The sequence below is a fragment of the Mariprofundus sp. KV genome, from assembly GCF_013387475.1.
In the GTDB taxonomy this organism is placed as follows: domain Bacteria; phylum Pseudomonadota; class Zetaproteobacteria; order Mariprofundales; family Mariprofundaceae; genus Mariprofundus.
Window position 1 is genome coordinate 53,054 of record NZ_VWNB01000009.1, and the last position, 13,605, is coordinate 66,658.

A 13,605-nucleotide genomic window follows, 5' to 3' on the forward strand; every position below is an offset into this window, starting at 1 on the left:
TTGATTCGGTTGTGTTAGTGCAGAAATTGGCGCTGTTTTTCGGGCTTAAAAGTACCTTTTCAGGGGTGAAATGGCAGTTGTAAGAAAGCTCCGGAGACAGATTTAGACTCCGCATGCCAAGCCTGCGCCCATCAATGCATGATGAATTATTTGCGCTTCACTGCTTTTAAAAATATGTTCCTACCTATGATATCTAACCACCTGCAGGTAGAGCCAATCAGTTCATTGATATGAAGAATACAAAGCAACAGCAAAGTATTACATCGCAATACTCTGTCTCAGCGTATATCGATATGCTCATTGCCAATTCAGCGCATCTGAACCAGAGCTCTGCCCTGCTTGAAAAGGCATGTCAGCATGTTTGGGATGCACAAGATGTTGATTCAGAGATGCCAAGCAGTCTGGATGTCGCCATCTTGCTTAGTCAGTTAAGTGCTGATGAGACGACGATTATTGTATGTCTGCTCAGTGACATTCGTTTGCGCTCCGCTGCCTTTCACAAGGTGATTCAACATGAATTTTCTGACGAAGTGCTGCATATGGTTCTGAGTCTGGAGAAGCTGCATGGGTTTAAAGCAACGCAATCCGATGGCCATGTACAGTCTGAGCGGCTGAGAAGAATGTTGTTGGCCATGGTTGATGATGTGCGCGTGGTACTCATCAAGCTTGCCTACAGGGTACAGCGGCTCAGGGAGCTATCCAGAGCCGATGAAGAGACGCAAAAGCGCATTGCATCCGAATCACTTGAGATCTTTTCACCCATCGCCAACCGCCTGGGTATCGGACAACTGAAATGGGAGCTCGAAGATCTATCCTTTCGCTATCTGCAGCCTGAGACCTATAAGCGCATTGCCAAGATGCTTGAGGAGAAAAGAGGCGGACGTGAGAGCTATATCAGACAGGTTGTCACAGAAATTGATGCGCTGCTCAAAAGTTCCGAGATCGATGCCAGGGTTTATGGCAGGCCAAAGCATATCTATAGCATCTGGGCAAAAATGACGCATAAAGACAAACAGTTCTCAGAACTGTTTGATGTTCAGGCCATCAGAGTCACGGTCACCACCATTGCAGAGTGTTATGCCGCACTCGGGTTGATCCATGGTCGCTGGCACCATATTCCTAAAGAGTTTGATGATTATATCGCCAACACCAAACCCAATGGCTATCAAAGCCTGCATACAGCCGTTTACGGGCCTGAGGGGAAACCGGTCGAAATTCAGATCAGAACCAAAGACATGCACGAGTTTGCAGAATTCGGTGTGGCAGCACACTGGCGTTATAAAGAGCGCACCAAACAGGATGCTGTGCTGCAAAAAACGATTCATTCGATCCGCAAGCTGTTGGAAACACCGGAAAGTGATGATGAGGAGTTTTTAGACAGCTTTAAAACAGAGCTCTTCTCTGACCGTGTATTTGTCTTAAGCCCTGATGGCAAAATCATTGATTTGCCGCAAGGCGCAACGCCGCTTGATTTTGCCTACGGTATTCATACAGAAGTCGGGCACAGATGTCGAGGCGCAAAAGTGAACGGTCAGATCGTACCGCTCACCACGCAACTGCAAAATGGCATGCAGGTCGAAATTTTAACCACCAATCAAGCCGCACCAAGCAGAGACTGGCTCAATCCGAATCTGGGTTACATCACCAGCAACAGGGCGCGCGCAAAAATCAAAGCCTGGTTCAGACAGCAGAATTATGAGCAAAATGTGATCGATGGAAAAACGGCAATCGACCGCGAACTCAAACGCATGCACATCTCAAATCCTGATACGCAAAAAGCCCTCACTCACTTTAAAGTGAATAGTGAAAAAGAGTGGTACGCTAAAGTCGGGCGTGGCGACATCACATCAGCGCAGTTAACGCAGGGTTTAATCCAGATTTATGCCAATGAATCATTGAACGCCCTGCCCAATAAACCCAAAGCGAAAAAGAGAGGCAGTGCAGATCCGGCGATTAATGTTTGTGGCGTAGGTAACCTCTTATCCTATATGGCCAACTGCTGCAGACCCGTTCCCGGTGATGAGATCATTGGCTTTATTACTCAGGGCAAAGGGATTTCGGTGCATCGCCCTGATTGTATCAACATACTCAACCTGGAACATGATAAGCAGAAGCGACTCATTGCTGTTGAGTGGGCAGATCATGAGTATCAGACATTTGAGATCAATCTTGCAATCGAAGCCATCGATCGTACAGGTCTGCTAAAAGATGTGACAAGTATCCTTTCCGACCTGAAGGTCAACGTGCTGAGTGTTCAGACCTTATCCAACAGAGATACGCAAATGGCAGACATGCAGATCATGATGGAGATAAAGGACTTGGAGCAACTGCAAAAAGTGACTGATAAAATAATGCAGTTGCCCAATGTGCTGAAGGTTTATCGCCAGAATTCATAAGGCTTCGGCCTAGAGAAGAATGGTTTCTAATCAAGAGGTTTGGGGCAACAGGCCTGTCATTGTGTTCACACCATCTTGTTGCTTCACTTAAATGCCCCTTTCCAGAGCAGCTGCAAGCGACCGGAAGTTGCCGTTCGGGATAATGAGGCGGACTATTTGCCTAACATGCGAGAGAAGAAACCACCGGACTTTTTGACGGCTTCGGCTTTCTTGCTTGCTTCGATAAGGATAACCGAGATGTTATCGGGGCCACCGGCTGCGTTGGCGAGGCGGATCAACTCATCGGCTGCTTTGTTCATATCTTTACCAAAGCGGGTGAGGGTCTGTTCAATGATCTCATCGGAGACCACATCGGTGAGGCCATCAGAGCACATCAGATAGAGGTCGCCGGGGAAGACGATGTCTTCAACAATGTCGGGATCGACACCTTTGCCTACACCAAGCGCACGGGTGACCAGATTTTTGATGGTGGAGTTGCGGGCATCTTGAGCGGTAACAAGGCCGCGACGCACCTGTTCATGGATCAGTGAGTGATCCTCGGTGACATGGGTCAGTTCACCATCACGCTGGCGGTACATGCGCGAATCACCGACATGGGCTGCGGTGATGCGATCACTGTAGAAAACGGCAGCCAGCACGGTGGTGCCCATGCCTGCACATCCGGCTTTTCTCTGTGCGGTATCATAGATTGAATCGTTGGCGTGGCGGATAGCGTTGCGCACCAGAATCGATTCACTGGTGAAGCCGGTATCACTATCAATCTGGGCGGCAGGAATATCGAGTACTTTGGCTTTGATCTCGTTGGTGATGATCTCAACCGCCATGGCGCTGGCCACTTCACCGGCGTTGTAACCGCCCATGCCATCAGCCAGTACGGCAATGCCGTGGCTTGGTGTGGTGCCGACAAAATCTTCATTATGTTTGCGCCGGATGCCGACATCGGTTTTGGCTAACATCTTTAATTTCATCATCAGCGGCCTCCCTGGCTTCTGCTCTGTTGCAGGCACTGCTGGATTCGCTCAAGTGCCTCACCAGCTGAGCCGATGCGATGATCAGCTTTTTTGGCAAGCAGACTGTTTATTAGATCGGCCACACAATCGGGTGTATCGGCATTGAGCTTGCGCACATCGACATGTGGTTCTTTAGCAATTTTAAACATCAACTTGGAGATCGATTCGGCCTTGAAGGGGCGTACGCCAGCCACCATCTCATAGAGCATGACGCCGAGTGAAAAGAGATCTGAGCGGCCATCAATCGGTTTGCCCGAGAGCTGCTCCGGTGACATGTAGGATGGAGTTCCCAGTACCGTGCCGGCCTTGCTTTTACTTGATTCGGTAATGTGGGCGATGCCGAAGTCGGTCACCTTCACCGCTTTGTTTTTCAGAATCATGATGTTGGCCGGTTTAATGTCGCGATGAATCACGCCATTGTTGTGGGCGTACTGCAGCGCTTCGGCGACCTTGGCGATAATTTTCAGGGTCGTGGGAATCGGCAGGGTTTTACCCTCTTTGGTGTAGGGGATGAGATCGATGCCATCGAGATACTCCATGGCGATGTAGGCGAGATCATGTTCATCACCGGCATCAAAGATGGTGACGATGTTGGGGTGATTGAGCATGCCGGCAATCTCAGCTTCGTGGAAGAAGCGCTCTTTCACCTCTTCCAGCTGATCAGGTTCAAACTCTTTGGAGAGGGCGAGTGTTTTGATGGCAACCTGACGGTTAATTTTAGGGTCTCTGCCCAGATAGACCGTGCCCATCGCGCCTTTACCCAGCTCGCTGACAATCTCGTAGCGGCCAAGCGTCGGTTTGTTGTCACCGCTGGCCAGCAGGCTGGAAATGCCTGCATTGGAGCCTTTGTCAGAGAGCGTGTCTCTGGCATTTTTTGCGCTGATAATGCGGGTCTGAATATCGCGGAAGGTGCTGTTGTGACCCGCCATATGCTGGTAGACACTGATGGCATCATCAAACTGGCGTTTACGTTCAAAGGCCAGGCCCAGGTCATAAAGAATGGCGAGCAGATCTTCATTCATCGGGCAGGTGAGGAACTTCGCATAGGCATTTTCCAGCATGCCCTGGCTTTGAAAGGAGAGACCCAGCATCTTATTGGTTTCATTGGGATCGCTAGCCGTGGTTGGCTGCTTCTCTTTGATCACCAGGTACTGCTTAATGCTGATGCCAAGCTGCCCGATGATCAGTAGCAGACAGCATATGGCCGTCTGAATCCAGAGACTGAATGCAGATATGAAGATATAGCCTGTTATCAGCAGGATGAGGCTTATGGCAACCGTGGCAATGACGCCGACAAGTGGTGTGAGGCGTGGTAGCACGAGCGTCAGGTAGAGCCCGGCCAGCAGCAGTAGTGCCAACTCGGCATAGAGCGCCCAGTCAGGGCGAATCACAGACTCCTCCTTGAGGATGCTCTGCAGGCTATGGGCAGCAAACTCACTGCGAGACATGTTGGCTTTCAGTGGTGTATCTACGCCGTTGGCTGAACTGCCAATGAGTACGATTTTACCTTTGAAAAGGTTGGCGGGGATTTCGTCGGCAAGAAGCTGGGATAAGTTGTATCTTGTGAAGCTGTTGCCGCTGCTGTCTGCATGAAAGGCAGGGAAAATACGCAGTTGCTGATCGGTCGCCACATTGATTGCACCGAGCTCTATATCGGTGCCGAGATTCAGGCGTACGTCACTTAAGGGGATGTTCATCGTTCCGGCAGCAAGCGTAAGCACCATGGATGGATAATACAGGCCTGAAAAGGTGACGGCCAAAGGCAGTGAGCGAAGTGTCTCATCCTGATTGAGCGGGAAATTGAAGTGGCCAAAGCCTGCAGCGCCCTCTGAGAGCGTGTTGTAGGGGTGGCGAAGCATAAAAGCATGCATTGGTGAAGCGCTGCTATTGCTGAAGTTGATCTGCCTGATAGCCGAACGGCGGATATAGTTAGGGGCGAGGATGTTGCTGCGGTTCTCTTCACTGGCGAATTCGAAAAAGAGCGGTAGCAGCACATTGCCGGCCTGATGCACCTTTTCTGCCAGCATGTCATGCTGTGTGGTCTCATTCAGCGTGGCAGGTTTCAATTCGGCCTCACTGTAGAGCATGTCCAGCGCAATCAGTTTGGCACCGGCATTGGAGAGCTTCTCTATGGTTGCGGCAATGCTGCTCTGGGGAGTCTGGTCATTGCCTTTTGAATCAACGTTAACAAGTACAATGCGATCATCTGCCGGCAGACTGTTTGTGCTGGCGGTAAAATCATAGAGGGCGTTATCAACGCTCTGCAAAGGGGAGAGTTGGCTGCTGTATCCGACCAGAACAAGTAACGAAACCAGGACACCAACAGACCAGTCCGATTTCCAGATAGTGCCATAGTTCAAAAACAGTTCCCCTTAATGAGATGTTGCTCGCCTGAGATGCTCTGATCTGCTCAGAACTTTCCTGCAGTTGATGGATGCACAAGCATGTCTGCCACGCAAGTAACTGCTTTATATGCAAGAATAAAACCGTATCTGTTATCCTGCGCATTGATTGTTTGGCATGAGCCGGTTAATCAGTATCTCCCTAGCGATCAGGCATATTGGCGATAATGGCAAAGCGATGCAATAGCGAGGGTAATATTCCCTGCACTATTGCCCCTGAAATTTTCACTGATTAGGCAGTTGACAGGGCAGGGGTCGCTCACTACGGTTCGGCCTCGATTTTCCCCGATAGTTCAGTTGGTAGAACGGTGGACTGTTAATCCATATGTCGCAGGTTCGAGTCCTGCTCGGGGAGCCACATACAAAGGCCGGCACATTGCCGGCCTTTTTTCGTTTTGGGCAGAGATGGTGTGCAGGCGAATGTGTTTCAATGTTGTCTCTTTTTTCGGGCAGTTTATGCCTGTATGTCGAATCTCCCGGGTGGCCGGTTTGTTTTAAGCATGGTTGTGAAATAGTTCACGCGATCTGCGCGCGCTCCCTTATACTGTTGCCGCGAATATATTGGGGAGTTTGTTGTGGCTGGTCAGGCCGTGGCCTGCTGCCGGCAGGCTGGTAAAATTTACGCTTCAATAACAGTAGTATAAAAGGGTTTTTCCCCGTATTTGCCTCCTTGATAATGGAGGGGTAAGCGGCTACTGTACGTTCGTTAGATTTCTGTAATGACGGGAAGCAGGGCAGATCTATTTTTTTAAGCAGTATGGGACGGGAACTATGAAAGCTTACTTTTGGCTCACAAAAAAACTGAATAATATATTGATATTTAGCTCACTATTGTTGCTGCTGGGTGCTTTAGTCCCTGCATCTGCAGGGGCGGCAATTGGTGACCGTCTGGAGGTTGCATCCGGCGGAGCGATGCTTTACGCCGGTCCTGCATCCTCTGCGGCCAGGGTTTCGCGCCTTGCCAGTGGTGATCAGATGGTGGAGATGGAGCGCCAGGGTGGCTGGGTTTTCGTCTCGGTGAAACAGAGTGGCGCACAGGGCTGGGTTGACTCCAGCGCCGTACGTAAGGCGGTGATGAAGCCCCGACCTGTTGAGAAGAGCCGGGTAATCAAGAAAGGTAAAACAGTTGTTGTGAAGAAGATTGCCGAGACGCCGATCAAGGTTCCTGATCTGCCGGTAGTTACCCGCACTGTTGCGCTTAAAGAGCTGGGTTATCGTAAGGGCATCATGTTTGAAGGGGCCTATATCCACTCCAAGACCGTCTTCTTCGATGCGCCTATGGACTCGCAGATCGCGTATGGATCTTTCAAGATGCTTTTCCGGGCCACTCCTACGTTGCATAAGCTGGCCAACATTCGAGTATCTATTAATGACATGCCCTATAAACAGATCAATATTCCTTCCGGTGAAGGTCTGCATGAGATGGATGTGCTGCTGCCCTCATCTGCATTTCGCGGCAAACTGGTTAAGGTCACCATTGTCACTTCGCTGCCTGTCTCCGATGACCGCTGCTTTGATGACCGTCTGAACGATGTCTTCCTGCATGTGCTGCCGGAATCAACACTGAATATCTCCTATCAGCCGGTGGAGAAGTCCATCCGTGATGCCTGGCGCCTGCTGCCGCAGGATGTGACCATCAGTCTCTCCAGTGGCGCCCTGGGCAAGAGTCAGTTTGCTTCAGCGCTGGCGCTGATGGCGATGCTGGTTGATAACGAGAAGCGTGTGAAGATCGTTCGTCTGCCAGAGGTTGGTAATATTGTTATTGCTCCGAAGTCGGAGATCGAGTCGCTGATTCGCCAGAAGCTGCTGCTTCAGGATGATGGTAAGCCGATGGCTGAGGCCGGAGAGTCTCTGGATCATGTCAGTAATCTGGCCCTGATGCGTCTGCCGAACCGTTCCGTACTCGTGGTGACTGATCCTTATGATATTCAGCCGATGTATCTGCTTAATGATGCCTGGAAACTGACCGCTGCAGGCGATCACTACCGCGTCTTCAAGCCTGATAATCTTCTGGCCTACAGTGAAATGCTGGGTACAGAGGGGGATGCCGGTTACTACTCGTTGCCACTGGATAAGCTGGGTATGAATCTGGAAGCCAAGGCTCTGACCCGCGAGGTAAGCTGGCAGACTATTATAAGCCCGTTTGTGGTTCCTCTGGGGACGCGTCCGGACTTTATGCTGTTGAATGTGGTGGCGCCCGTTCGCTGGGAGAAAGACCCTACCTATGAGCTTTATGTATTCCTTAATGATGTACTGGTGAAATCTGCCCGTCTTGAGAATACAGGCCTGAAACAGCAGTTTACCATTAACCTGCCAACTGAGTATCAGAAGCAGTACAACGATATTCGTGTGGTGGTTCAGCATGATATTGAGATTGGTGATTGCCGTGCTGTTATGCCGCACGACTATGTTCAGGTTACGCCTGACAGTGCGCTGGTTGTGAAGCGTGAAGAGAGTGCAGCTCCGAAGAAATTCTCTGATCTCTCGCGTTACTTCCTGCACGGTTTCGACACCTATCTCTCCTTCGATTATCTCGAGAAACCTGAGCATGTGCTGCAGTTGATGGCGCGTTTGGCAGCTGATTTCCCGCTGATGATCGACCACACGCGTGTTCATTTTGTCGAGAAGGGATCCATGCTTAAACCTGAAGGGCCATTCGTGGCGGTTGGTAACTTCCCGCTCAGCGAAGAGATCGAAGCACCTGTGCGTTTTGATCAGGGGCGTGTGAAAATTGTCTCTCCTGGCGGTGAGTCCTATTTCGATGTCAACAGACTACCCAATATTACAGTGGCTGAGATTGCCAAGTCGTTCGACTCTTATGGACTCTGGATCAATCCATCTGACTCTGTTGAAGGGCCTCCGATGATTGAGAGGATTGAGCTGGCAGAGGATGACGTCGCCTTTATCGATGCCAACGGTGTCATCAAAACCATGGATAGCAGTGAGCCATCACTGGCTCAGGTCTACTACCCTGATGTTGAGAACTGGTTCGATGTGCTCGGTAAATACCGTTTCTGGTTGATGGTGCTGTTGTGGTTCCTGCTGACGATGGTTGTGGTATACCTCTACCGTATGTCCAGAGCCAACAAGATGGCGCGTGAAGAGGATGATGCGCTCTATCAGGAAGAGGAAGCCAGAATGCAGGGTGGGCATGCAGCGCACCTGCATGAAGATCATACCATCCATCCAACCGATTCCCTGGATCATCTTGATGAGAAAAGGTGATTTGAGGTATGAGCCAGCCGGAAGCGGGCGCTAAACTCCGCATTGGTGAACTGCTGGTGAGCCGCGGGCTCATCAGCAGTGACCAGTTGCAGGAGGCGCTTGATCAGCAGCAGGCGGAGGGAGGACGGCTTGGAGATATCCTGCTTTCCCGCCGTGCCATCACAACTGTCGCATTTTACGATGCCCTGACAGATCACTTCCGTCGCGGACGGATTGGTGATCTGCTGGTTGAGAGGGAGCTGATCACTGAGTACCAGCTACAGGATATTCTTGAAACCCAGAAGCAGTGGGGTACTCGCTTTGGTGACATTATTCTGGCCAAGGGGTTGGTGAAACCCTTCTTTCTGAGTCAGGTTCTGGCCGATCACTTCGATAAACCGAATATCGATATGCTTAAAGAGAGGCTGGACACGAGCATTCTTGATCGTGACAACCTCTCCACCTATTCAGAGAACCTGTTTGTGCCGTGGCGCAGAGAGAATGGATTACTGAAGGTGGCCGTGGTTGATGTCACCCCTGAGCTGTTACAGATCGTCGACCGTGTGGTTGGCGAGCCGTTTGATTTTGTTATCACTTCAAAATTTGACATTATCTGGACGCTGCAGGAGATCGGTAATCAGTTCTATACGGAAAAAGCTGTACATGAGCTTGCCAATATTATGCCGCAGTTCTCAGCCAGTGAGGTGTTTACGCCCAGACAGCTGATCTTTGTCTTTATCTGGATGACCCTGAGTGTGGCTGCACTGGCACTCTGGCCGATCAACTCCATCATTGCCCTGAATCTGGCGATTTCGATCTTCCTGCTGCTCAACTTTGCGCTACGTATGGTGTTGACCTGGGTGGGTGGCGATAAGTACTTTGATAATCTGGTAACCGATGAAGAGGTGAATGCGATTGATGAGCGGACGCTGCCGGTCTACTCCATTCTGCTGCCAATGTACCATGAGTCGGCAACACTGCCGAATATCGCACAGGCACTTCGCTCCCTCGATTACCCGCTCTCCAAGCTCGATATTAAACTGATTCTTGAGCAGGATGATGATGAGACTATTGAGACGGCAAAAGAGCTCGGTCTTGAGGGAATCTTTGAGATTATCCGTGTGCCGGAGTCATTCCCGAGAACCAAACCCAAAGCGTGTAACTATGCCCTGCACTTCTGCCGAGGTGAGCTTGCCACAATTTACGATGGTGAGGATGCACCGGAGCCTGATCAGCTGAAAAAGGTTGTGATCGCCTTCCAGAAAGCTCCCGAGAATACGGCGGTGATTCAGGCCAGGCTCAACTACTTTAATGTGGCAGAGAACTGGCTGACCCGTATGTTCACCATGGAGTACTCCCTCTGGTTTGATTTCTATCTGCCTGCTCTTGATGCACTGCGCATTCCAATTCCGCTTGGTGGCACCTCCAACCACTTCAAGATGAATGTTCTGCGTGAAATGCAGGGCTGGGATCCCTATAACGTAACCGAGGATTGCGATCTTGGCGTGCGTCTGACCCAGCGTTTCTATCGTGTGGGTGTTGTGAATTCGACCACCTATGAAGAGGCCAACAACTCCATTCCTAACTGGATTCGCCAGCGTTCGCGCTGGTTGAAGGGTTATATGCAGAGTTATCTGGTGCATATGCGCGCGCCGCTAAAACTCTATGGCGAGTTGGGTCATATCGGCTTCTGGGGGTTCCAGTTCTTTATCGGCGGAACGATTGTGAGTGCGCTGGTGACCCCGATCCTGTTCCTCATGTATATCCTCTGGCTGATCACGCAGACGATGGTGTTTGACCCCTATTTCCCCTCCATGGTGCTCTACATCAATCTGTTTAATCTGCTTATCGCCAATGGTTTCCTGATCTACCTGTTTATGCTCAGTGGCTTTAAACGCAGATATTTCGATCTGATTCCATGGGCTCTTACCGTTCCTTTCTACTGGATTCTGCAATCATGGGCCGGATACAAGGGGCTCTGGCAGTTGATCCATAACCCCTTCTACTGGGAGAAGACCCATCATGGTCTGACCACCTTTGAGGTGGGGCATGAGAAGTCAGATGTGAAACCTGCCCCTGCAGCCGGTGGTGCCAAATGAGGGGTATGACCCGCCGTACCGGCCTGGAAGGGCAGCTGTTTCTGGCGTTAATGACCGCCATTCTGGTGTTCATGACGATCTGGATTCTCTCCAACGGTTTTATGCTCGATTCAGCTACCATTCGCTGGACTCGTGTGGTCAGTGCGCTCGATGCCGAAGAGATTCTGGTGGAGAATCTCTCTTTCCTGATGCCGCATCTGCCGCTCTATCTGCTGATTCCGTTCTACTATATACCCGGCCTTGCCACCGGCGCGGCGCCCTATCTGCTTTCGGTAATCGTTGCTGTATTCCTGCTGCATCTGTGGGCGAAAAACCTGAAAGAGGTGGAGCTCAGTGAGCACAGGCTGGTTATTCTCGGACTGCTGGTGGTGCTGCATCCTGCATTTCTCTGGAGTGCAACTACAGGCAGCCATATCGCACTGAGTATGCTCGCCTTCTATCTGCTTTACCGTGCAGCTCAGCACATTATTTCAGAACATGACCTGCACTCCTATATCTCGCTTGCCGTGGTGTTCGTTTTCTATTTCTTTATCGATGGCTCGGCGATCTTCATCTTTGTTGCACTGATTCCGCTGCTGGTGGTGATTGCACCGATTCGAACCATCATGGTATCACCGATGAGTCTCTATCTCATCGTCGGTACCCCCTTTGCTTTTGCACTGTTCAGCTGGGCCTATCTGAACTGGATCTTTGAAGGTTCGTTTATCAACTTCATTACCGATGCCGACTCAGACTTCCTCGGTGGTATGCTGCATGTGTTCGATTATCCCTGGCTTCTCGATTATGGCGGGGAGTTTTTCATGCCGCTTCTGGCTGCCACCGGATATCTGCTGATTGCCTTCCCTGTATCGGTCTATCTGCTGCTCGATACCATTAACAACAGTTATCGTTTCCGTGCCTCTTTTGTGCTGCTGCTGCATCCTCTGATCGCCATTGCTATTGCGACCAGTCAGTACTATCTGACCCATCCGTTTGAGATTCTGACGCTGGTGAGTGCAGGTCTGATGGCGGAGCTTACCTATGTGAAGATGCAGACCAAACGAGAGTTTGTGTTCCTTGTTATCTTCATGATGGTCAGTGTGGTTGGTGGCTGGTGGCTGTTTATTGAAACGGCCAGTCCGCAGATGGCGCAGTGGGTGCAGGCCTTGAAAGGGGAGCAGCTGCACAGTGCACAGAGTGATGGTGATCTGCAGCTGGGCCTGTGGTTGAAAGAGCATCGTCAGCAGACCATGATGTATGAGCGCAGTGCTTTCAGGGTGATTGCTGCCAGAGGCGATGCCAAAGGGCTGGTGCTCTCTTTTTCGCATGACTTTAAAGCTGCCATGCGTTCAAGAATCCCCGATGTTGAACAGATTGCTGTGCCGGAACCGGACACGCTTATCGGGCGCAGAGACTGGCTGAATATCAGGCACCCTAATCTCTACGCTTACGGCATGAAGGGATTTGATCTGGTTTACGACTATATGGGTTGGCGGGTGTACCGTAAGCATGGGTAATAGTGTTGTGAAATGGAGTCTGCTGGCCGTGGCAGTGGCACTGCTTGCCGGTTGCGCCAGTGAGGCGCTTGTCCAGAACAAGAGTATGAAGCGCGGCTTTAATGCACTGCAGCATGAGAGCTTGCCGTGGGATCAGCCCGCGGCGAGAAAATCGATCAGCAGGCTTACTTCTCTTGGTGCCAATGCGGTGGTGTTTATCGCTTTTATGGAGCAGCAGGAGCCAAGCTCACATCAGGTGAGGCGCTCCAATGCCGTGACCATGCATCAGCTAAAAAAAGCAATCTCCTATGCAAAGGCAGACAAGTTGCATGTGGCGTTGAAACCGCAGATGCTGGTACATAATTCATGGGCAGGTGAGATCAATCATCGCACTGCTTATGATTGGGATCTCTGGTTTGCCAACTACTCCAGAGAGATCATGGAGTACGCAATTTTTGCCCAGCAGCAGGGAGTGGATACATTCGTTATCGGCACTGAGTTGTCCAGGGCATCCGCACATGTCAACTGGCCCCGGCTTATTCGTCAGGTGCGTCGAGTCTTTCGCGGTCAGTTGACCTACGCAGCGCATAATGTGGAGGGGGTGAGAGCATTTCCGAACTGGGATCTTCTTGATGCCGTTTCACTGACTTTTTACCCGTCACTGGGAGCAAGTAGTGACAGGGCATCGCTGCAGGCTCGCGTGGATATTGCCGTTGAGGAGTTGCGTGTTGCAGCAGCGGCGATCAAGCGGCCACTGTGGGTGATGGAGGTGGGTATCCCGTCTGCTAAAGGGGCCTCATTAAAGCCCTGGGAGTGGCAGGGATTAAAGCATAGAAGCGTGGATTTGGCACTTCAGAGTGAGGTGCTCGATATCTGGTTAAGGGCACTGGATCAACCGTGGGTTGATGGCATTTATATCTGGGCGTGGTACAGCAATGCCCGTGCAGGTGGTCAGCGCGACACCGATTACACACCGCAGAATAAACCTGCAGAAGATGTGATCGGACGTTACTGGTGAG

7 protein-coding genes and 1 tRNA gene are annotated in these 13,605 nt (G+C 50.9%); 6 read left to right on the forward strand and 2 right to left on the reverse strand.

Annotation, left to right across the window (positions count from 1 at the left end; translation table 11 throughout):
- The first annotated feature begins 230 nt into the window (after positions 1–230).
- Positions 231–2,396 (forward strand): bifunctional (p)ppGpp synthetase/guanosine-3',5'-bis(diphosphate) 3'-pyrophosphohydrolase, encoded by a 2,166-nt coding sequence (locus F3F93_RS08650; RefSeq protein ID WP_241697064.1) that lies wholly within the window; start codon positions 231–233, stop codon positions 2,394–2,396.
- Between the two features lie 152 nt (positions 2,397–2,548).
- On the opposite strand, the gene F3F93_RS08655 is transcribed toward F3F93_RS08650, so the two are convergent.
- Positions 2,549–3,367 carry a Stp1/IreP family PP2C-type Ser/Thr phosphatase gene (locus F3F93_RS08655; RefSeq protein ID WP_176958776.1) on the reverse strand — a complete coding sequence of 273 codons (819 nt, stop codon included), beginning with the start codon at positions 3,365–3,367 and terminating at the stop codon, positions 2,549–2,551.
- Positions 3,367–5,766 carry a serine/threonine-protein kinase gene (locus tag F3F93_RS08660; RefSeq protein WP_176958777.1) on the reverse strand — a complete coding sequence of 800 codons (2,400 nt, stop codon included), beginning with the start codon at positions 5,764–5,766 and terminating at the stop codon, positions 3,367–3,369. Before F3F93_RS08660 ends, F3F93_RS08655 begins: the two co-directional genes overlap by 1 nt.
- A 324-nt stretch (positions 5,767–6,090) precedes the next feature.
- Here F3F93_RS08660 and F3F93_RS08665 point away from each other — a divergent pair.
- The 5 genes from F3F93_RS08665 (at position 6,091) to F3F93_RS08685 (ending at position 13,604) form a co-directional block, all read left to right on the forward strand.
- Positions 6,091–6,166, forward strand: a tRNA-Asn gene (locus F3F93_RS08665).
- 455 nt (positions 6,167–6,621) lie between these two features.
- Positions 6,622–9,033 carry a cellulose biosynthesis cyclic di-GMP-binding regulatory protein BcsB gene (locus F3F93_RS08670; RefSeq protein WP_241697065.1) on the forward strand — a complete coding sequence of 804 codons (2,412 nt, stop codon included), beginning with the start codon at positions 6,622–6,624 and terminating at the stop codon, positions 9,031–9,033.
- Positions 9,034–9,041: 8 nt separating this feature from the next.
- Complete coding sequence (locus F3F93_RS08675; protein WP_176958779.1) at positions 9,042–11,111, forward strand: glycosyltransferase family 2 protein; 2,070 nt, start codon at positions 9,042–9,044, stop codon at positions 11,109–11,111.
- Positions 11,108–12,607, forward strand: coding sequence for a hypothetical protein (locus F3F93_RS08680; protein ID WP_176958780.1), 1,500 nt, complete (start codon positions 11,108–11,110; stop codon positions 12,605–12,607). Before F3F93_RS08675 ends, F3F93_RS08680 begins: the two co-directional genes overlap by 4 nt.
- Positions 12,600–13,604, forward strand: coding sequence for a hypothetical protein (locus F3F93_RS08685; RefSeq protein WP_176958781.1), 1,005 nt, complete (start codon positions 12,600–12,602; stop codon positions 13,602–13,604). Before F3F93_RS08680 ends, F3F93_RS08685 begins: the two co-directional genes overlap by 8 nt.
- Position 13,605 lies beyond the last annotated feature (1 nt).

Excerpts from the sequence above, each read along its gene's own strand:
- F3F93_RS08675 (WP_176958779.1), top strand. The coding sequence starts at position 9,042 with ATGAGCCAGCCGGAAGCGGGCGCTAAACTCCGCATTGGTGAACTGCTG.
- F3F93_RS08655 (WP_176958776.1), bottom strand. The coding sequence starts at position 3,367 with ATGATGAAATTAAAGATGTTAGCCAAAACCGATGTCGGCATCCGGCGC.
- F3F93_RS08680 (WP_176958780.1), top strand. The coding sequence starts at position 11,108 with ATGAGGGGTATGACCCGCCGTACCGGCCTGGAAGGGCAGCTGTTTCTG.
- F3F93_RS08650 (WP_241697064.1), top strand. The coding sequence starts at position 231 with ATGAAGAATACAAAGCAACAGCAAAGTATTACATCGCAATACTCTGTC.
- F3F93_RS08685 (WP_176958781.1), top strand. The coding sequence starts at position 12,600 with ATGGGTAATAGTGTTGTGAAATGGAGTCTGCTGGCCGTGGCAGTGGCA.